Below are 19,985 nucleotides of genomic sequence, written 5' to 3'. Positions count from 1 at the left end.
TTTTGCAACACCCTAGAGATCATGAATGAACAAGCTGGCGGAAAAAGTCCAACAGGCTTTGGTCAAGGCCATCGATAACGATGACCTGGTTCTGCCGACATTACCGGAAGTGGCCCTGGGGATTCGTCAGGCCGCCGAAGACCCGGAAATCAGCATCAGCCACTTGAGCAAAGTGATCGGTCGCGATACGGCCCTGTCCGCGCGCCTGATCAAAGTGGTCAACAGCCCGCTGCTGCGCGCCACGCAGGAAGTCACCGACCTGCACACCGCCATCACGCGGCTGGGCACCAATTACAGCAGCAACCTGGCGATTGGCCTGGTGATGGAGCAGATCTTTCACGCCCGCTCCGAAGTCGTCGAACAGAAAATGCGCGACGTCTGGCGCCGCAGCCTGGAAGTGGCGGGCGTGAGCTATGCCTTGTGCCGCAGCCACAGCCAGCTCAAGCCGGACCAAGCGGCCCTCGGTGGCCTGGTGCACCAGATCGGCGTACTGCCGATTCTCACCTACGCCGAAGACCACTACGAGCTGCTGGCAGACCCGGTCAGCCTCAATCATGTGATCGACAGCATCCACCCTAAGCTGGGCGACAAGTTACTCAGCGGCTGGGACTTTCCCGAGATGCTGGCGAAACTGCCGGGGCAATACCTGAACTTCGAGCGCGACTCCGACCGTCTCGACTATATCGATCTGGTGCAAATTGCCGTGCTGTACTGCCATCGCGGCACCCATCACCCTCTGGCAAACGTGGTGGTTTCCGAGATCCCCGCGATGAAAAAGCTGCGCGTAGACCCCTATAGCGACAGCCTGCGCGCAGAGCTGGATGAAGCGCGTTCGATGTTCTACTGATCAACCGGCGATAAAACTCACCCGAACTTTCAACCCAGCGCGCTCGCCGTCATGCAGACTGATCTGCGCCAGATGCGCCCGGCATATTTCCCCGACAATCGCCAAGCCCAGGCCCGAGCCCATGCCCTGTTGACTACGCCGATAGAACCGCTCGAACACCCGATCCCGCTCATCCAGCGGGATGCCCGGGCCATCGTCTTCCACTTCCAGCACCGCCGGCGCCATCACCCGTAGGATCACGTTGCCACCAGGCGGCGTGTGCGCCAGGGCATTGTCCACCAGGTTACTCAGCAGTTCGTTCAACAGTGTCGGTTCGCCGCGCAGCCACACCGGCTCGTCGGCTTCCAGCGCCAGGGCCACGCCGCGCGCATGGGCCAGAGGCGCCATGGCCATGCCCAGTTCGCGGGCCAACTGACTCAGATCCAACAACTGCGCGCCGCCTTCGGCAATCGCCCGGGCGCCGTTCTCGATGCGCGCCAGGGACAGCAACTGATTGGCCAGATGGGTCAGGCGATCAGTGCCCTGAGCCGCGGTTTCCAAGGTGCTGCGCCAGGTCGCCGGGTCTTCGGCGCGCAACCCCAACTCCAGGCGGGCCTTGAGTGCGGCCAGCGGAGTGCGCAGTTCGTGGGACGCATCGGCGATAAACTGCGCCTGGCGTTGGAATTGCCCGCGCAGGCGCTCGGTGAAGTGATTGAGTGAGCTGACCAACGGGCCAAACTCATGCTGCACCTCCACCAATGGCAACGGCCGCAGATCGTCGGGCTGACGCTCCTCCACGGCTTTACGCAGACGATCCAGCGGGCGGAGCGCGGCGCTCACGGCAAACCACACCAGCAGCAACGCACCGATCGCGAGCATGCCCAGGCGCAGCAGGGTATCGGCCATCAGGCTACGGGCCATGCTGACCCTTGCTTCGTCGGTCTCGGCCACGCGGATTTCCGCCATACCGTTCATGTTCGGCTCGGAAACCGCTTTAAGCAGGCTGACCACCCGCACTTCCTGGCCCTGGTACTTGGCGTTGTAGAAACGCGCCAGGGCCGGGTAATCATCGGTACGCGGAGTGCCGGGAGGTGGGCCGGGCAGGTTCTCATAGCCGGAGATCAGCTTCTGATCGATGTCGTTGACCTGGTAGTAAATGCGCCCGGCGCTGTCGTAGGCGAAGGTGTCCAGGGCCACATAGGGCACATTGGCGCTGAGAGTGCCGTCCACCTGGGTCAGGCCGGCCGCGATGGTACGTGCCGACGCCAGCAGCGTACGGTCGTAGGCGGTATCGGCTGCTTCGCGACCGTTCCAGTAGGCGCTCATGCCGCTGGCCAACATCAACAGCACCAGCAACAGCGCCAGGTTCCACAGCAGGCGCCAGCGCAGGCTGCTGGGCTTATGCATCGCGGGCTTCCAGCAGGTAGCCAAGGCCGCGGAACGTCACGATGGCGATCGGTTGCCCATCGAGTTTTTTGCGCAGGCGATGCACGTAGATTTCGATCGCATCGGGGCTGGCTTCCTCGTCCAGGCCAAACACATGGGAGGCCAGTTGCTCTTTGCTCATCACCCGGCCCGGACGCGCGATCAGCGCTTCAAGCACCGCCTGCTCCCGAGAGGTCAATGTCAGCAGTTCGCCACCCAACGTGAAGCGCCGGGTGTCCAAGTCGTACACCAGCACGCCGCAGGTTTGCTGGCGCTCGCCGCCCAGCACGCTGCGACGCAACAGGGCCTTGACCCGTGCTTCCAGTTCCGTCAGTTCGAAAGGCTTGGCCAGATAGTCGTCGGCTCCCAGGTTCAGGCCATGCACACGGTCTTTGACGTCACTTCGCGCGGTCAGCATCAGCACCGGCAGATTTTTCCCACGGGCTCGCAAACGTGCGAGCACCTCGAAACCATCCATGCGCGGCAGCCCCACATCGAGGATGGCCACCGCGTAGTCCTCGCTGCTCAAGGCCAGGTCGGCGGCAACGCCGTCGTGCAGCACGTCGACGGTCAAACCCGTGCTCTTGAGCGCCTGGGCCACACTGTCGGCGAGTTGCAAATGGTCTTCAACCAGAAGGACACGCATGGTTTTCTGCCTCATTCAGGAGTGGTCGATGCCACGCTTTGGCGGGGAGTTTACAGGCGCCCGGTGCCCTGTGAAGCCCGAAAACATTGAAAGGTGACTGAAAGGTTAGTGAAAGCTTCGCGCTTTAGCATCCAGCTCACGGTGAGCCTTGCCCACCCAGCTGCCTGATCCGCAGTGCCCGAAAAACGCCTCGATGCGTTTTCGTCACAATAAAAACAATATCGGAGTGCATCACCATGCTGTCGACACAGCCCCAGGCTCGTCCGTCTGTTCGTTTTTCCCGCCTGACCCAAACCACCCTTGCCAGCGCCGCCGCCCTTGCCGGCTTCACGCCGCTCAGCCAAGCCGCCTTCTTCGAAGACAGCAGCGCGACCCTGGAAACCCGCAACATGTACTTCAATCGCGACTTTCGCGACGGCACCAGTGCCCAGCAATCCAAGCGCGACGAATGGGCCCAGGGCTTTATGCTCAACCTGCAGTCGGGTTACACCGATGGCACCGTGGGCTTTGGCGTGGATGCGTTGGGCATGCTCGGGATCAAGCTCGACTCCAGCCCCGACCGCACCGGCACCGGACTGCTGCCGACCCATGATGACGGCCGCGCCGCCGACGAATACTCCAAGTTGGGCCTGACCGGCAAAGTAAAAATCTCCGCCACCGAGTTGAAAATCGGTGCGCTGATGCCCGAGCTGCCGATCCTCAAACCCAACGACGGGCGCATTTTGCCGCAGACCTTCAATGGTGGGTTGCTGACGTCCAAGGAATTCAAGAATCTGGTATTCACCGGCGGCCGCCTGGATAAAGCCAAGGACCGCGACGATACCAACTACGAAGATATCGCCCTCAATAACAAGAACAGCCGCTTCCTCAGCGGGGCTACCGGTAAGCACTTCAATTTCGGCGGCGTGGACTACAAATTCGCCGACAAGATCACCGGCAGCTACCACTTCGCCCAACTCGATGATGTCTACCGTCAACACTTCCTTGGCCTGGTGGCCGCGCGCCCGATGGGCCCAGGCACCTTCGCCGCCGACCTGCGCCTGGCCATCAGCGACGACACCGGCAGCGCCCGTGGCGGCAAGATCGACAACACCTCCCTCAACGGTCTGTTCAGCTATGCCCTCAACGGCCACAAGCTCAGCGCCGGTTACCAGCACATGTCCGGCGACAGTGCCTTTCCGTATGTGGATGGCAGCGACCCGTACCTGGTCAACTTTGTACAGATCAACGATTTCGCCGGTGCCGAGGAACGTTCCTGGCAAGCGCGCTACGACTATGACTTCGCCAAGCTGGGCATCCCAGGCCTGAGTTTCATGAGCCGTTACCTGTCCGGTGACAACATCAAGCTCAGGAACGGCGACACCGGCAAAGAATGGGAGCGTAACAGCGAGATCAAGTATGTGGTGCAGACCGGCACGTTCAAGGACGTGGCCGTGCGCCTGCGTAACGCCACTTACCGCTCCAACTATTCAGCCCGCGATGCGGATGAAATGCGCCTGCTGGTCAGCTACAGCGTCGCGCTCTGGTAAGCAGTGCCTGGCAGTAGAACCTCATAACAAAAACGACGGAGACACCCATGACCCTTTCATTGCGTAAATTGGCCCTCACCGCCGGCTGCATGTTGTTCGCCGGTCAATTGCTGGCCGCTGACGAGCCCAAGCGCCCGGAATGCATCGCCCCGGCCTCCCCCGGCGGTGGTTTCGACCTGACCTGCAAACTGGCGCAAAGCGCACTGGTCAATGAAAAATTGCTGAGCAAACCGATGCGCGTGACCTACATGCCCGGCGGCGTAGGCGCGGTGGCCTACAACGCCGTGGTCGCCCAGCGTCCGGCGGATGCCGGTACGCTGGTGGCCTGGTCCAGCGGCTCGCTGCTGAACCTGGCCCAGGGCAAGTTCGGGCGTTTCGATGAAAGCGCCGTACGTTGGCTGGCCGCAGTCGGCACCAGTTACGGCGCCATCGCGGTTAAAAGCGATTCGCCCTACAAGACCCTCGATGATTTGGTCAAAGCCCTGAAGAAAGATCCGGGCAGCGTGGTGATCGGTTCCGGCGGCACCGTCGGTAGCCAGGACTGGATGCAAACCGCCCTGATCGCCAAAGCCGCCGGGATCAACCCGCGCGAGCTGCGCTATGTGGCCCTCGAAGGTGGCGGTGAAATCGCCACGGCCCTGCTTGGTGGTCATATTCAAGTGGGCAGTACCGACATCTCCGACTCCATGCCGCACATCCTCAGCGGCGACATGCGTCTGCTGGCGGTGTTCTCCGAGCAGCGCCTGAACGAGCCGGAAATGAAGGATATCCCGACCGCCAAAGAGCAAGGCTACGACATCGTGTGGCCAGTGGTGCGCGGCTTCTACCTCGGGCCAAAAGTCAGCGATGCCGAGTACGCCTGGTGGAAAGACGCATTCGACAAACTGCTGGCCTCCGAAGAGTTCGCCAAGCTGCGTGACCAGCGCGAGCTGTTCCCGTTTGCCATGACCGGCCCGGAGCTGGACACCTATGTGAAGAAACAGGTGGCTGACTACAAAGTGCTGGCCAAAGAGTTCGGCCTGATCCAGTAATCGCCCCCTCTGTCGCGCGGCCATGCCTGGCAAAACCCCAGGCATGGCCCAGGAGTTCAACATGCTCTTACAACGCATATTCGCGGCCGCGCTGCTGCTGGCCTGTGCCGGTCTGGCGCTGATGGCCTGGCCCTATCAGGCGTCGTTTTCCTACGAGCCGGTAGGGCCCCGCGCCTACCCGCTGCTGATCCTCGGGCTGATGAGCCTGGCGCTGATCTACATGCTGATTCGCCCGCAGGCCACCAAGCACACCGAAGAAGAACCGGCGCTGGATCGCGAAACCCTGATCAAGATCAGCCTCTGCGTGGTCCTGCTGATTGTGTTCGCCGCCACTTTCGAACCGCTGGGTTTCATCCTCAGCAGCATGCTGATCGGCATCCCGATGGCGCGCCTGTACGGCGGCCGCTGGATGCCCAGCGTGGTGATCGTCTCCCTGATGGCCATCGGTTTGTACCTGCTGTTCGATAAGGTCATGGATGTGCCGTTGCCCCTTGGCCTGCTCGACGTTCTGGAGAACTGATATGGATACTTTTGGCCACTTGGGCCAGGGCTTTGGCGTGGCGCTGTCCCCTTACAACCTGGTGACCGCGCTGTGCGGCACGTTGATCGGCACCGTGGTCGGCCTGCTGCCGGGCCTGGGCCCGATCAACGGTGTGGCGCTGTTGATCCCCATCGCGTTCGCCCTGGGCCTGCCGCCAGAATCGGCGCTGATCCTGCTGGCGGCGGTGTACCTGGGCTGCGAATACGGCGGTCGGATCAGTTCGATCCTGCTTAACATCCCGGGCGAAGCTTCCACCGTAATGACCACCCTCGACGGCTACCCGATGGCCCGCAAAGGCCTGGCCGGTGTGGCGCTGTCGTTGTCGGCATGGAGTTCGTTCATCGGTGCGTTCATCGCCACCTGCGGCATGGTGCTGTTTGCGCCGCTGCTGGCCAAGTGGGCGATTGCCTTCGGCCCGGCGGAATATTTCGTGCTGATGGTGTTCGCGATTGTCTGCCTGGGCGGCATGGCCGGTGACAAGCCGTTGAAGACCTTCGTCGCGGCGTTGATCGGCCTGTTCCTGTCGGCGGTCGGCATCGATGCCAACAGCGGCGTGTACCGTTTTACCGGCGATAACATCCACCTCACCGACGGCATCCAATTCGTCGTACTGGTGCTGGGCCTGTTCTCCATCAGCGAGATCCTGTTGCTGCTGGAAAAAACCCACCGTGGCCAAGAAGCGGTCAAGGCCACCGGGCGCATGATGTTCAACGTCAAGGAAGCGGCGTCGGTATTCGTGGTGAATATCCGTTGCGGCCTGCTGGGCTTCATCATGGGCGTGTTGCCGGGCGCCGGTGCAACGCTGGCATCGGCCGTGGCCTACATGACCGAGAAACGCATGGCTGGTGCCAGCGGCAAGTTCGGCCAGGGCGACATGCGCGGCCTCGCCGCCCCGGAAACCGCGATCGGCGCATCCGCCTGCGGCGCTCTGGTGCCGATGCTGACCCTGGGCGTACCCGGCTCGGGCACCACTGCGGTGATGATCGGCGCGCTGTCGCTGTACAACATCACCCCCGGCCCGCTGCTGTTCCAACAGCAACCGGACATTGTCTGGGGCCTGATCGCTTCGTTGTTTATCGCCAACATCATGCTGGTGATCCTCAACATCCCGATGATCCGGATCTTCACGCGCATCCTCGCCGTGCCGAACTGGGCGCTGGTGCCGGTGATCGCCATCATCACCGCGATCGGTGTGTACGCGGTGCATGCCACCACTTTCGACCTGTTCCTGATGGTCGGGATCGGCATCTTCGGTTACATCCTGCGCAAGCTGGACTTCCCGCTGTCGCCGGTGCTGTTGGGCTTTATCCTCGGCGGCCTGATGGAGCAGAACCTGCGCCGTGCGCTGTCGATCTCCAACGGTGCGCTGGAGATTCTGTGGTCGAGCCCGATCACCTTTGGCGTCTGGGTACTGACCGCGATCATGCTGTTCGTGCCGCTGCTGCGGATCTGGCGCAAACGCGCCCAACAGCGCCGCGCTGTGGCCAATGTCTGAGGTCACCCTTAAACATTGGTGGGGAACACCGCTGGTCGGCCTGGCCGGCGGTTACCTGGCCAGCCTGATCGGCTGGCCATTGCCGTACATGGTCGGCTCGTTGCTGGCGATCATTCTGGTGCGTTGCCTCACGCCCTGGCAGTTGGCGGAGATTCCCGGCGGGCGTAAATGCGGCCAATGGGTGGTGGGGATCGGCATCGGCCTGCACTTCACCCCAGTGGTGATCGAGCAGGTGATGAGCCACTTCGGCCTGATCTTCTTCGGCGCGCTGGTCACCAGCCTGTCGAGCGTGGTGGGCGTGTGGCTGATGCGCCGCAGCGGTGAAGACCGCGCCACCGCGTTTTTCTCCAGCATGCCGGGCGGGTCCGGTGAAATGGTCAACCTCGGCGCACGCAACGGCGCGGTGCTCAGCCGTGTCGCGGCGGGGCAGAGCCTACGCGTGCTGGCAGTGGTGCTGTGCGTACCGGCGATCTTCAAGTATGTGCTGGGGGGCGGCGCGCCGCAGTTTCATCCGGCACCCGTGAGTTGGGCCTGGCTGGCGATGCTGTTTGCGCTGGGAGCCCTGGTGGCCTGGGGTTGGCAGCGCCTGCGTCAGCCAAACCCATGGTTGTTCGGCCCGTTATTGGTCAGCGCGACCGCCAGCGTTGTCTGGGATTTGCATATCGGCCTGCCCGACGGCGGTAGCCAGATCGGCCAATGGCTGATCGGCAGCGGACTGGGTTGCCATTTCAACCGTCAGTTCTTCCGCCGCGCGCCGTCGTTCATGGCTCGTACTTTAGTCGGCACCGCTCTAACCATGGCGCTGGCGACCCTGGCCGCCGTGGGCCTGAGCGCCCTCACCCACTTGGACCTGCGCTCGCTGACCCTGGGCATGATGCCGGGTGGCATCGCCGAGATGAGTCTTACGGCCGAAACCCTGCAACTGTCAGTGCCGCTAGTAACGGCGATGCAGGTGATGCGCTTGTTGTTTGTGCTGTTTCTGGCGGAGCCGTTGTTCAGGTATTGGAATCGTCAGCCAGAAACCCTCTAAACCTTCCCACCTTTTGAATAGGCTTGGCCTTAGAGTGGCGGCAATCGCCACTCAATCGGTGTTTCGCCGCTCTGCTCAAGAAACTTGTTAGCGCGGCTGAAATGCCCACAACCGATAAACCCGCGATACGCCGACAGCGGCGACGGATGCACCGATGTCAGCACCAGATGCTTGGTGGCATCGATCAGTTTCTGCTTGCTCTGGGCGTGGGCGCCCCACAGCAGAAACACCAAGTGCGGCTGGTGCTCGCTGACCACTTCGATAATCCGGTCGGTAAAGAACTGCCAACCCTTGCCGGCATGGGCGTTGGCGTTGGCGCGCTCCACCGTCATGGTGGTGTTGAGCATCAGCACCCCCTGCTCGGCCCAGCTCTGCAGGTAGCCGTGGTTGGGAATGTCGATGTTCAAGTCACGCTTGAGTTCTTTATAGATATTGACCAGCGACGGCGGCGCCGGCACCCCCGGCTGCACCGAGAAGCACAGGCCATGGGCCTGGCCGGGGCCGTGGTAAGGGTCTTGGCCGAGAATTACCACTTTTACTTTGTCCAGCGGCGTGGAGTTGAGGGCGTTGAAAATCAGCGGGCCAGGCGGGTAGATCTCTTTACCGGCGGCATGCTCCTGGCGCAGGAATTCGCGCAGCTGGGCCATGTAGGGCTTGTCGAACTCATCGCGCAGGGCATGTTTCCAGCTGGGTTCGAGTTTGATGCGGTCGCCGTCGGTCATCGTTGAAGTGTCTTGTAAAAAAAGAATGAGGCGAACCCTAGGAAAGCCGCCCCCGCTTGTCAATTGATCTGACACACCACCGGCACTTTCCCACCAAAGGATCATACTGATCCTTCACTTTCTCGATTGAGGTCACGATGAATCTGCACTTCGAAGAACTCACCGGCAGCGGCGGTGCCCGTATCGGCATCGCCAGCCTGGACGCTGAAAAGTCGCTCAACGCCCTCTCCCTGCCGATGATCCTGGCCCTCGGCGACCGCCTGGAGGCCTGGGCCAAAGACCCGCAAATCGTCTGCGTGCTGCTGCGCGGCAACGGCGCCAAGGCGTTCTGCGCCGGTGGCGAGGTACGCAGCCTGGCCCAGGCGTGTCTTGAACACCCGGGCGAAGTACCCGCCCTGGGCGCGCAGTTTTTTGCCGCCGAATATCGCCTCGACTATCGCCTGCACACCTACCCCAAACCGCTGATCTGCTGGGGTCACGGTTATGTGCTGGGCGGCGGCATGGGCCTGCTGCAAAGCGCGACGGTGCGCATCGTCACGCCCAGCAGCCGGCTGGCCATGCCGGAAATCAGCATCGGCCTGTACCCCGACGTGGGGGCCAGTTGGTTCCTGTCGCGCCTGCCGGGCAAACTCGGTTTGTTTCTGGGCCTGACCGGAGCGCATATCAATGGGCGTGATGCGCTGGACCTGGGTTTGGCCGACCGTTTCCTACGGGAAGACCAGCAAGATCAGTTGCTCCAGGGCCTATTGCAATTGAATTGGCAGGAACAGACCGCGATGCAGCTCAACAGCCTGCTCAAGGCCCTGGCCCAGGAGGCGCACGACCAGCAACCCGACGCACAATGGCTGCCGCGGCGCGCGCAGATCGACGCTTGGCTGGACGTGGGCGATGTGCGCTGTGCGTGGCGGGCCCTCAGTGCATTGCGCGAGCATGCCGACCCGCTGTTCCACCGCGCGGGCAAAACATTGAGTGAAGGTTGCCCGCTGACGGCGCACCTGGTGTGGGAGCAGATCCAGCGCGCGCGGCATTTGTCCCTGGCCCAGGTGTTCCAGATGGAATACACCCTCAGCCTCAATTGCTGCCGTCACCCGGAATTCGCCGAAGGCGTGCGTGCGCGGTTGATTGACAAGGACCAGACGCCTCATTGGCACTGGCCGGATATCAATGCGATCCCGGACGCCGTGGTGCAGGCGCACTTCAACAAGGCGTGGGAAGGTAGGCATCCTCTGGCAGACCTTTCCGATTTTTGACAGCTCAGCGCTTGGAGCGGTCGATGGTGAAGGAGCAGTTATCGGGCTGGCTGTCATCGCAGATATACACGTCCTGGCCGAAGGGATCCTTGGCCAGGCGCCAATGCAGACTGCTGGTCAGCGACACGCTGTCGACCTCCTCCGAGCCGCCATAACGCAGTGCAATTACTTGATCGCCGTTGGTTCGGTAGATGCACTTTTCAACGTAGCCGTTTTCCCGCGCCTGTCCCTGGGCAGGGATGAACAATGCGCCGACGAATCCGCTGACGAAATCCAGTTGTTTAACTTTCGGGCTTTGCCACAGGAGCTGCCCATCGCGCACCTGGAAACGCCCCTCTTTTAATTGAACGGAGGACGCGTACGGACACCCCTGCTTCGCGTTCGCGTGCATAACGCCGCAGGTCATCACCACAAGCAGGCAGATCGATCGCTTAATCACTGGACGCTCCATGCCTGACCGGCACTCTGATCCCTGTGAGTGAAATACATCTGGAGCGCGGAGGATACCTGTCAAATATGACAGTTCCGACAAACGGCAGGCGAAAAAAAGCGGCGCTAGATGCGCCGCTCGATAGTGGGAAACTTACCAATGACCGCCGCGTCCTCCACCACGATCGCCACGGTCGCCTCGACGGTCATGCCCACCGCGATCCCCCCAGCCCTGATTGGAATAAGGCCGGTAACCGGCGCGCGGCCCGGACGGGTAGTAACGCGGCGCAGAGTAATAGCGCGGGGCCGGCTGGTAGTAGCGCGGCGCAGAGTAATAACGCGGTGCCGGTGCGTAGTAACGGGGCGCAGGGTAGTAATCACGCCGGTATTGATACACCGAGCCGCCCCCGTAGTAGTACGTCGGCGCGGGTGAAGTATAGACCTCGGAACGGTAGTAGCTCTGGCCTCCCTCGTAATAGGGCACGCAAGCGGAAAGGGTCAGACCGAGTAAAGCGCTGAGCAGCATTCGTCGATACATGGCGGCCTCCTGGACCGCGAAAGAGCACCTTCAGCGACGCTGAAGGGCGGCATTCAGCTTTCACTGAATGACGAAATATCTGACATCAAAAACGGAATCTGGTGCGTTCCTGTAACAACTTGATACACCTAGGCCGCCTCTGTTAACTGCCTATGGACGCTGCCCTTCCGCAGATCGAATCCAATGTTGAGCTTTAACGTTTCAGTTAATTTTTTGGATGTTGAAACTCTTCGCTTTACCATGATGTCACTATGATGTCGCGCACAGCCAGGGAGGCTCTAGCGTGCATCCTTCGCTAACATCCCCGGATTCGAACCATGAAAATTTCAACCAAGCTGCTGCTTTCGTTTTTACTGTGTGCGCTGGTCACCCTCGGGGTTGGCTTGCTGGGTATCAAGGGCGTGGTCAGGCTCTCCACGGCATTGGAACTCACGTTTTCCAACAACCTTGTATCTGTGAGCACCACGGCCGCCACCCTCAATGGGATCGTCGCGCACAACCGAGGCTTGTACCGCCTGATGGACGCCAGCCAGGGCGATGTGTCCCAGCAAGACCGCGACCGCGTACGCCAAGACATCGCCAACGAACTCAAGCGCAGCCAGGATGCCTACGCCACCTACCGCGCAACGCCACTGGCAGATGACGAACGGGCAGCGGGTGACAAACTGGATAAAGTGCTGCCGAGCTATATCAGCAGTGCCGAACGCATTACAGCGATGCTCGACAGCGGCAAGATCGATCAGGCTCGGGCTGAACTCAACACCACCAACAACGAACTGTTCCGCCAGGCCCGCGAGTTGATCCGCGTGATCATCGAGTCCAACAACCGCCAGATCAAAGAAGGCGCCATCGCCGCCGACGAGCTGCGCAACAGCGCCTTGACGTGGATGATCAGCGGCATCGTACTGGCGTTCATCATCGCCATCACCGTGGGCGTGCTGATCACCCGTCTGATCACCCGCCCCATTGCACAAGCGGTGCAGAGCGCCCAACGCATTGCCAGCGGTGACCTGACCCGCGCCATCCTCACCGAACGTACCGACGAAGCCGGGCAACTGTTGATGGCACTGTCGGACATGCAGGGCGGCCTGAAAAGCACCCTGATGGAAATTGCCAATGCTTCGGATCAACTGGCCTCGGCCGCCGAAGAACTGAGTGCGGTCACCGATGAAAGCACCCGTGGCCTGACCCGTCAGAATGACGAGATCCAACAGGCCGCCACCGCCGTCAACCAGATGACCGCCGCGGTGGACGAAGTGGCCGGCAATGCCGTGTCCACCTCCGAAGCCTCGCGCCAGGCCACCGCCGAAGCCGAAGACGGCCGCCAGCAGGTGGAGCAGGCGGTATCCGGCATGTCGTCGATGGTGGTGGAGATCAACGACTCGACGCAATCGGTCGTCGACCTGGCCAACCAGGTGCGCGAGATCGGCAAGGTGATCGATGTGATCCGCAGCATCGCCGACCAGACCAACCTGCTGGCACTCAATGCTGCCATCGAGGCGGCGCGGGCCGGTGAGCAGGGTCGCGGTTTTGCGGTGGTTGCCGATGAGGTGCGGGCATTGGCCCATCGCACCCAGACCTCCACGGTCGACATCGAAAAAATGATCGGCGAAGTGCAGGTGGGCGCCGACGGCGCGGTGGCGGCAATGAACAAGAGCCTGACCTGGGCCAACAATACCCAGACCCTGGCGCAAAGTGCCGGTGAAGCGCTGCAACGCATTACCGCCAGCGTGGCCAAGATCAACGAACGCAATCTGGTCATTGCGTCCGCATCGGAAGAACAGGCCCAGGTGGCCCGTGAAGTGGATCGCAACCTGCTCAACATTCAGGACCTGTCCACTCAGACAGCGGCCGGCGCGCACCAGACCAATGCCTCCAGCCAGGACCTGTCGCGCCTGGCTACCTCGTTCAATGTGCTGGTCAGCAAGTTCCAGCTCTGAGTAGCCGAGGCAAGGTCGGCCCTGTATCGTGCAAGGCACGCCGGAATGGACCGGCTCCTTGCCCGATACCGCCCGAACCGACCGATGACCACGCCCATCCTCTGCCCCGCCTGCGGCGCCCGCAACGACTGCGCCCTGGCCGACCCTCGCCGCGTCGACCAAGCCTGCTGGTGCTACAGCGTCACCATCGATCCGGCGGTGCTGCAAGCCCTGCCGGACGCCCTGCGTAACCAAGCCTGCCTGTGCCCGCGCTGTGCCCAAGTCGACCAACAGTTACGCGACGCCGAGCGATCCTGATGCGTGTCGATCGTTTCCTCAGCAACCTGCCGCGCTTCAATCGAAAACAGGTACGCCTGTTACTGGTGGAGCGGCGGATCCGGGTCGATGGCGTTGCCGTCAGCGATCCTCACCATGAAGTGCGCGAATTCAGCCGGGTATGCCTGGACGATGAGGTGCTGCAGGCGGGCAAACCGGCGCGTTATTTCATGCTCCACAAACCCAGGGGCTGTGTGAGCGCGACGTCGGATCCTGAACACCCGACCGTACTCGATTGGCTCGATGAGCCGGATAAGGGCGAGCTGCATATTGCCGGGCGGCTGGACTTCAACACCACGGGCTTGCTGGTGATCACCAATGACGGCCAATGGTCGCGCCGGCTGACCCAACCGCAGACCAAGTTGCCCAAGGTGTACCGGGTCGAGACGCAACAGGACATCGGCCCCGAGTACGCGCCTACGTTCGCCGCAGGCTTGTACTTTGCCTTCGAAGACCTCACCACCCAACCCGCCGAACTGACGCTGCTGGGGCCGAGGACCGCGCGGTTGAGCATCGTCGAGGGCCGCTACCACCAGGTCAAACGCATGTTCGGGCATTTCGACAATAAAGTGATCGACCTGCATCGTGAGCGCATGGGCCCGCTGGTACTGGACGCGACCCTTGCGCCGGGCGAGTACCGGGCATTGACCGACGCAGAAATCAGACAGGTCTGACGACCATTCAGCCGGCGACTGCAAAAACCTATTTGAGCGCCTTGCGGCATCCCAGGTCTGCTGCTTGAATCAGAACGTCAGCCGCAATATGACTGACGAGTCGCCTATAACCTCCAAGACCCACCTTGCCCTGCCCGCGCTTGATCCACGGGCCCTCCAGGCAAACTGCCCGCCATAACAACAGCCGCCGGCCAGCCGTTATCGGACCGACATGGGCCTTACTTTTCCAGGCGTATGCCTACCTGTCACAAAGCTCGTGCAGAGTGTTCTGCGCGCCCTACCCGCTTGCCAGGAGTCTTACGACATGAGGCCAGAAATCGCTGTGTTGGATATACAGGGTCAGTATCGGGTTTACACGGAGTTCTATCGCGCGGATGCCGCTGCAAAGACCATCATTCTGGTCAACGGCTCGATGGCCACCACGGCATCCTTCGCCCAAACCGTGAAAAGCCTGCACCCGCAATTCAATGTGGTGTTATACGACCAACCCTACGCCGGCCGTTCCAAACTCCATAACCGCCATGAGCATATGCTCACAAAGGACGTCGAAGGCCAGATCCTGCTGGAGCTGATCGAGCACTTCGCCGCCGAACATGTGTTGTCGTTTTCCTGGGGCGGCGCCGCCACCCTGGTCGCCCTCTCCCAGCGCCCGCGCCGGGTGGAAAAAGCCGTGATCAGCTCATTCTCACCGGTGATCAATGCGCCCATGCGCGACTACCTGGAACGCGGCGTCGATTACCTGAGTAACCTCGACCGCGACCGCGTCGGCCACTTGGTCAATAGCACCATCGGCAAACACCTGCCCTCGCTGTTCAAACGGTTCAACCACAAGCATGTGAGCAGCCTGGCCGAGCATGAATACGGGCAGATGCATTTCCACATCAGCCAAGTGCTCGACAGCGACCGGTTGTGCTACCTCAAGGCGGCCAAGCAGATCGACATTCCGGTGCTGTTCGTCAACGGCGAATGGGACGAATACACCAGCGCCGACGATGCCAGGCTGTTCGGTCAATATGTGAAGAACAGCAGCTTCAGCAGCATCCAGGCCACCGGTCACTTTCTGGACATGGAACACAAGGCCGCGTGTCGGGACAGCCGTGACGCCGTGGTGAGTTTCTTGAAACCGGAGCAGCGCATCAACCGGCCGCGTTACGACCGAGGCCAAACGCAACATGCGTTCGCACTCTGAACCGCAGAAGCCTTGCCGGCTTACCATGGCGACCGCACGTGTTCGCCATGGTAAGCCGGCAAGAAGCCCGTTCGTCACCTCGACAGATGCACGCAACCTGCACATTTTCCAAAGAAAAACTTCAAATCCCAGCGCACATCTGGTACAAAGTCAGCCGCTCTGAGCGGGTGTCGTATAATGGCATTACTCCAGCTTCCCAAGCTGATAACGAGGGTTCGATTCCCTTCACCCGCTCCACTCAGATTCGCTCCCCGTCACGCCGTTGCTGACGGGGGTGCATAAGAAAACCGGCCCTTGGTGGCCGGTTTTTTTATGGGCGAAATTCAGTGATACCACCCGATCTTGCGACCTTTGCGCATCACGACGCAGCGCAAACCTGTACAAATCAATTATTTTGTACAAGTATCAATGGCGATAGGGGCACTTCGCCTCGCACGATCACGGAGCCCGCCATGGTGCGTCTACTGGTTTCTCTATTGCTGGTCGCAAGTCTGTGCAGTTGCACGGGCGTGGGGGTGGACCACTATGCCGATCAGCAACCCAAGCTGGATCTGGAGCGTTTTTTCAGCAAGCCGGTCAAGGCCTGGGGCATTTTCGAGAAACGTTCCGGCGAGGTAGCCAAGCGCTTTGAAGTGCAGATCGACAGCCGGCGCGAGGGCAACCAGCTGATTCTCGATGAGCGCTTCGTGTACAGCGATGGCACCCGCCAGCGTCGCGTATGGACACTTACCCCGGACGGCCCCGGGCGCTGGCGTGGGCGCGCCGGCGATGTGGTCGGCGAGGCGATCGGTGAGGTGGCGGGCAACGCGTTGCGCTGGCGCTATCGGCTCAACTTGCCGGTGGACGGTTCGGTGTATGAAGTCAGCTTCGACGACTGGATGTACCTGATGGACGAAGACACCCTGATCAACCGCTCCAGCATGTCCAAGTTCGGGGTGGAATGGGGCCAGGTCACGCTGTTTTTCCGTCGCCAATAAACGGGTTTTTCAGCCTGCCTGACAGGCGTGGGGATGAATGATGAATATGCAAATGCTGGCGGATGTGGCTGCAAAAGGCGAAGTCCGCGAACTGGAATTGCTGTCGCTGGAGGGCGGTTTCTATGTGGCACGCATCAGGTTGGTTCACGGCGAAATGACGTTGTTGGGCGAGGACGGCCAGCCTTTGCGTATCCGCTCCACCACACACTTGCGCGACCTGCTGCAAGGCGTGGCACCCTTCCCCTGCGTGCTGGTGCAACAGTGCGCCCATGACGAAATGTGCGGGGTACGCGATGGGCCCATCGAAGCGTTGCGCGTGCCGTTTTCCCTGGAGGCGACCTTCTAGCAGCGGTCACTCACGTTCGGAAAAATCTGGATGCGCTGAAAGATTCCGGTAAGGATGATGCGACCCCTGCCCCCGGAAGCAAGATGACCGCCATGCCTGAATACCCACAAACCACGCCCAGGCCCATCCTGCATCAGGTGGTGGGCTGGGTGGTGGTGCTGCCCTTGCTGGTATCGTTCCTGAGGTTGCCGGTGCCGTTTGGGCTGCTACTGGTGTTGGCCTCCCTTGCGGGGTCGATGTACGGCGTAGGATTTGCCAGACGCCACGCCAGCCGGCGCGTCAGCCTGTTTGCGCTGGTCGTCACTGTGCTTAATACCCTCTCGCTGTTTGCCGTAGGGCAACCGACGATAGTGAAGGTGCCGTTTCTGATCGCCTGGTGGTACGTAGCCCCCTATTACTCCAACTGGGTGTATTGGAATTTCTAGAGTGGCGCAAATTCGAGCGCAAGAAACGTAGTGCCTGCTTAGCCTGCTGGCGCTACTGTTGGGATGCGCCGTTAAACTGTTGCCCTCCCAGGAGTTCGCCTATGTCCTACGACTACATGTTCATGCCCTCCCCCGTCGGCCAGCTCACCCTGGTGGCCCGCCACGACAAGCTCAGTGCCATTTTGTGGGAAACCGAACGCGCCAATCGGGTTCGACTCGGCGAGTTACGCGCTGCTGACGACAACCCGGTGCTGTTGGAAACCGAGCGCCAGTTGACGGAATACTTCGCGGGCCAGCGCGATAGGTTCGAGCTGGAACTGGAGTTCACCGGCACCGACTTCCAGAAGCAGGTGTGGCGGGCGCTGTTGACCATCCCTTTCGGCGAGACCCGCAGCTACAGCCAGATCGCCCAGCAAATCGGCAACCCAAGCGCGGTACGCGCCGTGGGCGCGGCCAACGGCCGGAACCCCATTTCGATCATCGCCCCCTGCCATCGCGTCATCGGTGCGTCAGGCGGTTTGACCGGGTTTGCCGGCGGGCTGGAGGCCAAGCAGTATCTGTTAGCCCTTGAGGATCGCGGCCAGACAACAATGGGCTTCTGATCAAGCGGGCAAGATGGGCCCTCGGACAAAGGCCTGGCAGTTGTATAACGGTTCGAACCCCAGCTTTCGATACACCGAAATGCCACTCGCTGTAGCCTCCAGAAAGCATCGTTGAGCCCCCAGACTCGCGGCGTGAAGCAGGGCCGCCTGAATCAATCGAGTGCCATACCCTTTTCCCCGAACATCCGCCAGGGTGGCTACATCGCTGAGCCGAGCCTCGCCTTCGCACATGGATAACGTCAACGAACAGCGGATCTGCCCTTCGGTGGACAAGCTGAAGTGATAAAGGGCTTGCTCCGTATCCAGAGCTTGCTGATGCCGCGCCTGATAATGCGCCGCCACCTCGGGCGCCAGCGAAAACGCATTGCCCACCGGAACGATCCATTCATTCAAATCCCGGGTCAGCCCCACTTGCTCTGCGCGCTCACTTGGCAACGATACAAAGTCCGACAGTCGCAAAACCATCGCGGTCGTCGTTTCAGCCGCATGAAAACCCAGGCTCGTAAGCACCTCGTAAAGAGCCGCAACCTTTTGCTCGTGAAGCACCGCACGGATTTCCAGCGAGGTATGGCGCATCAGGTCCAGGGCGGCCTCCATTGCGTCATCCGGCGTGTGGCTACCGACACGGATAAACATGACGTTAAACGGGCTTGATTTTTGCGCGGTGAAATAGGCGCAGGTATCGGCACTGAAGCGCCGATGCAGCAGGCATAACAGCGCAAAAAAATAATCTTCGGTGCGGCGATAGAGTGTGTGCAGGTCACAAGGGGCATCGAGGTGCATGGGGCATATCCGGTGGAAAAGCCCAGTCTTGAGTGCCTGGCAGCGGGGAACCGTAGGCCCACTCCGAAAACGTGTCGGACAAGTATTCCGCTGCATTCAATCGCAAAATTGTAAAAATAAATTTTAGAGCGCGGCTGCGGTCTGAATTTCATCATCTGTATTTTTTAAGGAAACCGGTCATGAAATTCTCTGCAGTCTCCCAATCTCTGTCTCGCTGGGCGGGCAGCGCGCGCACGTTCTACGCGGCGGTCGCGTTGATCGGCCTATGGAGCCTGAGCGGGCCGTATTTTCATTACAACGACACCTGGCAACTGATCATCAACACATCGACCACCATCATCACATTCCTGATGGTGTTCCTGATTCAGAACACGCAAAACCGCGATAACGACATCCTGCACATCAAGATCGACGAACTGCTGCGGGTGACCAAGGATGCACAGAATGCCGTACTGAGCCTGGACGGCCTTGACCGCAAAGAGCTGGAAAAACTGCGCCAGGAATACCGCAGCATCGGCAAAACGGCCTCGATGAATCTCAACAGCAGCTGCGGGCACGCCGCAGATGATGCGGCGCCGAGTAAAACCGACCTGAATCAGGCGTAAAAAAACGGCGGCCGGATGTGATCCAGCCGCCGTTTTTCGGTTCAGGCTTAGGTTTCAACCATCGCCTTGATGACCTTTGCCATAGGTCGAGGCCAGCGCGCGGGCCTTTTGCAGACGCTCTTCCAAGCGTGGCAACGTTTCATCCACCAGCGCTTTTATTTCCGGTACATCCGAGGCGGCACCTTCTTGCTTGAACAGCGCGATGGCCTCTTCGTTCTCCTTGACCTGCTGGGCCGTGTAGGCGGCATCGAAAGAGTCGCCGTCCTTGAGTTCGGGCATCAAGGTCTCGGCTTTATCCACGATCTGTTCACGCGGGGCCACAGGCAGATCGAGCTTCTTGGCAATCGCCGCCAGGTGCTGATTGGCCAGGGTGCGCTCGTTGATGACTTCGATGGTGTAGTCCTTGATTTCCTGGGACGAGGTTTTGGCGTGGGCCATGCGACTGGTTTCGATATCGGCCATGCCCTTGGCCGACGCCTTCTCGATGAATTCGGCAGGCGACTGGGCGAAAGCACTGCTGGCGCCGAGGCCCAGCAGCATCGCGAAACTGGCGGTGCGTAACCGGATAGCCATGCGGCTCATGATGGGTTCCTCCAGAGCAAAAATTAGGGCGGGGCACAGGCCCCGCCCTGAATTCGAATTTTCACAGGAGTAAAGGTTTAGAAAA

General features: G+C 60.8%; 23 protein-coding genes and 1 tRNA gene. 17 read left to right on the top strand and 7 right to left on the bottom strand.

The annotated features are described in order from the left end of the window. The first annotated feature begins 25 nt into the window (after positions 1–25). Positions 26–847 carry an HDOD domain-containing protein gene (locus HRH33_RS07990; protein ID WP_034137348.1) on the top strand — a complete coding sequence of 274 codons (822 nt, stop codon included), beginning with the start codon at positions 26–28 and terminating at the stop codon, positions 845–847. Here the strand turns inward: HRH33_RS07990 and HRH33_RS07985 are convergent, their stop codons facing one another. Together HRH33_RS07985 and HRH33_RS07980 are read right to left on the bottom strand one after the other, a co-directional pair. After that, a complete protein-coding gene (locus HRH33_RS07985; RefSeq protein WP_167416492.1) occupies positions 848–2,233 on the bottom strand; it encodes a sensor histidine kinase in 1,386 nt (461 codons plus the stop codon). Next, a complete protein-coding gene (locus tag HRH33_RS07980; RefSeq protein ID WP_034096386.1) occupies positions 2,226–2,897 on the bottom strand; it encodes a response regulator in 672 nt (223 codons plus the stop codon). Before HRH33_RS07980 ends, HRH33_RS07985 begins: the two co-directional genes overlap by 8 nt. Before the next feature lie 236 nt (positions 2,898–3,133). On the opposite strand from HRH33_RS07980, the gene HRH33_RS07975 reads away from it, so the two are divergent. The 5 genes from HRH33_RS07975 (at position 3,134) to HRH33_RS07955 (ending at position 8,523) form a co-directional block, all read left to right on the top strand. Further along, positions 3,134–4,426 (top strand): OprD family porin, encoded by a 1,293-nt coding sequence (locus tag HRH33_RS07975; protein ID WP_094064668.1) that lies wholly within the window; start codon positions 3,134–3,136, stop codon positions 4,424–4,426. 47 nt (positions 4,427–4,473) lie between these two features. Beyond that, positions 4,474–5,457 carry a Bug family tripartite tricarboxylate transporter substrate binding protein gene (locus HRH33_RS07970; RefSeq protein WP_034096385.1) on the top strand — a complete coding sequence of 328 codons (984 nt, stop codon included), beginning with the start codon at positions 4,474–4,476 and terminating at the stop codon, positions 5,455–5,457. A 61-nt stretch (positions 5,458–5,518) separates the two neighbouring features. Next, complete coding sequence (locus HRH33_RS07965) at positions 5,519–5,977, top strand: tripartite tricarboxylate transporter TctB family protein (protein WP_034096384.1); 459 nt, start codon at positions 5,519–5,521, stop codon at positions 5,975–5,977. Between the two features lies 1 nt (position 5,978). Beyond that, positions 5,979–7,493, top strand: a complete 1,515-nt coding sequence (locus HRH33_RS07960) for a tripartite tricarboxylate transporter permease (RefSeq protein WP_167416491.1) — start codon at positions 5,979–5,981, stop codon at positions 7,491–7,493. After that, complete coding sequence (locus HRH33_RS07955) at positions 7,486–8,523, top strand: AbrB family transcriptional regulator (protein WP_123480479.1); 1,038 nt, start codon at positions 7,486–7,488, stop codon at positions 8,521–8,523. The genes HRH33_RS07960 and HRH33_RS07955 overlap by 8 nt, the downstream gene beginning before the upstream one ends. Positions 8,524–8,552: 29 nt before the next feature. Here HRH33_RS07955 and ung read toward each other — a convergent pair whose 3' ends face one another. After that, positions 8,553–9,245 (bottom strand): uracil-DNA glycosylase, encoded by a 693-nt coding sequence (gene ung / locus HRH33_RS07950; RefSeq protein WP_094064671.1) that lies wholly within the window; start codon positions 9,243–9,245, stop codon positions 8,553–8,555. 137 nt (positions 9,246–9,382) lie between these two features. Here ung and HRH33_RS07945 point away from each other — a divergent pair, with 137 nt between their 5' ends. Beyond that, positions 9,383–10,495 carry an enoyl-CoA hydratase/isomerase family protein gene (locus HRH33_RS07945; protein ID WP_167416490.1) on the top strand — a complete coding sequence of 371 codons (1,113 nt, stop codon included), beginning with the start codon at positions 9,383–9,385 and terminating at the stop codon, positions 10,493–10,495. Between the two features lie 4 nt (positions 10,496–10,499). Here HRH33_RS07945 and HRH33_RS07940 read toward each other — a convergent pair whose 3' ends face one another. Next, positions 10,500–10,934, bottom strand: a complete 435-nt coding sequence (locus HRH33_RS07940; protein WP_034137341.1) for a DUF3757 domain-containing protein — start codon at positions 10,932–10,934, stop codon at positions 10,500–10,502. 144 nt (positions 10,935–11,078) lie between these two features. Then, the gene (locus HRH33_RS07935; protein ID WP_167416489.1) at positions 11,079–11,462 is read right to left on the bottom strand and encodes a hypothetical protein; all 384 of its coding nucleotides are present in this window, start codon (positions 11,460–11,462) and stop codon (positions 11,079–11,081) included. A gap of 317 nt (positions 11,463–11,779) precedes the next feature. Here HRH33_RS07935 and HRH33_RS07930 point away from each other — a divergent pair, with 317 nt between their 5' ends. The 9 genes from HRH33_RS07930 to HRH33_RS07890 all read left to right on the top strand — a co-directional run bounded on the left by HRH33_RS07930 (position 11,780) and on the right by HRH33_RS07890 (position 17,930). Continuing rightward, the gene (locus tag HRH33_RS07930; RefSeq protein ID WP_034137339.1) at positions 11,780–13,402 is read left to right on the top strand and encodes a methyl-accepting chemotaxis protein; all 1,623 of its coding nucleotides are present in this window, start codon (positions 11,780–11,782) and stop codon (positions 13,400–13,402) included. A gap of 84 nt (positions 13,403–13,486) precedes the next feature. Beyond that, entirely contained in the window at positions 13,487–13,699 is a 213-nt protein-coding gene (locus HRH33_RS07925; protein ID WP_167416488.1) for a cysteine-rich CWC family protein, read from the top strand. Next, the gene (locus HRH33_RS07920) at positions 13,699–14,391 is read left to right on the top strand and encodes a pseudouridine synthase (RefSeq protein ID WP_034137338.1); all 693 of its coding nucleotides are present in this window, start codon (positions 13,699–13,701) and stop codon (positions 14,389–14,391) included. The genes HRH33_RS07925 and HRH33_RS07920 overlap by 1 nt, the downstream gene beginning before the upstream one ends. Positions 14,392–14,695: 304 nt before the next feature. Continuing rightward, entirely contained in the window at positions 14,696–15,580 is an 885-nt protein-coding gene (locus HRH33_RS07915; RefSeq protein WP_167416487.1) for an alpha/beta fold hydrolase, read from the top strand. Positions 15,581–15,743: 163 nt separating this feature from the next. Next, a tRNA-Gly gene (locus HRH33_RS07910) sits at positions 15,744–15,817 on the top strand. Positions 15,818–16,032: 215 nt separating this feature from the next. Beyond that, entirely contained in the window at positions 16,033–16,557 is a 525-nt protein-coding gene (locus HRH33_RS07905) for a DUF3833 domain-containing protein (protein ID WP_034137336.1), read from the top strand. 40 nt (positions 16,558–16,597) lie between these two features. Then, positions 16,598–16,903 (top strand): DUF6482 family protein, encoded by a 306-nt coding sequence (locus tag HRH33_RS07900; RefSeq protein ID WP_167416576.1) that lies wholly within the window; start codon positions 16,598–16,600, stop codon positions 16,901–16,903. Positions 16,904–16,986: 83 nt separating this feature from the next. Further along, positions 16,987–17,328, top strand: coding sequence for a hypothetical protein (locus HRH33_RS07895; RefSeq protein WP_342356310.1), 342 nt, complete (start codon positions 16,987–16,989; stop codon positions 17,326–17,328). A gap of 101 nt (positions 17,329–17,429) precedes the next feature. Next, entirely contained in the window at positions 17,430–17,930 is a 501-nt protein-coding gene (locus HRH33_RS07890; protein WP_167416486.1) for a methylated-DNA--[protein]-cysteine S-methyltransferase, read from the top strand. On the opposite strand, the gene HRH33_RS07885 is transcribed toward HRH33_RS07890, so the two are convergent. Next, positions 17,931–18,713, bottom strand: coding sequence for a GNAT family N-acetyltransferase (locus tag HRH33_RS07885; protein WP_094064678.1), 783 nt, complete (start codon positions 18,711–18,713; stop codon positions 17,931–17,933). Positions 18,714–18,892: 179 nt separating this feature from the next. On the opposite strand from HRH33_RS07885, the gene HRH33_RS07880 reads away from it, so the two are divergent. Then, complete coding sequence (locus HRH33_RS07880; RefSeq protein WP_034096366.1) at positions 18,893–19,318, top strand: low affinity iron permease family protein; 426 nt, start codon at positions 18,893–18,895, stop codon at positions 19,316–19,318. A 54-nt stretch (positions 19,319–19,372) separates the two neighbouring features. Here the strand turns inward: HRH33_RS07880 and HRH33_RS07875 are convergent, their stop codons facing one another. Continuing rightward, positions 19,373–19,900: a DUF4142 domain-containing protein gene (locus HRH33_RS07875; RefSeq protein ID WP_034137333.1), complete on the bottom strand. Its 528-nt coding sequence runs from the start codon at positions 19,898–19,900 to the stop codon at positions 19,373–19,375. Positions 19,901–19,985: the final 85 nt, after the last annotated feature.

The sequence above is a fragment of the Pseudomonas rhodesiae genome (genome assembly GCF_013285305.1).
Classification (GTDB): domain Bacteria; phylum Pseudomonadota; class Gammaproteobacteria; order Pseudomonadales; family Pseudomonadaceae; genus Aquipseudomonas; species Aquipseudomonas rhodesiae.
The sequence above is the reverse complement of the archived record's forward strand: the minus strand, read 5'-3'. Positions and strand labels throughout refer to the sequence as shown.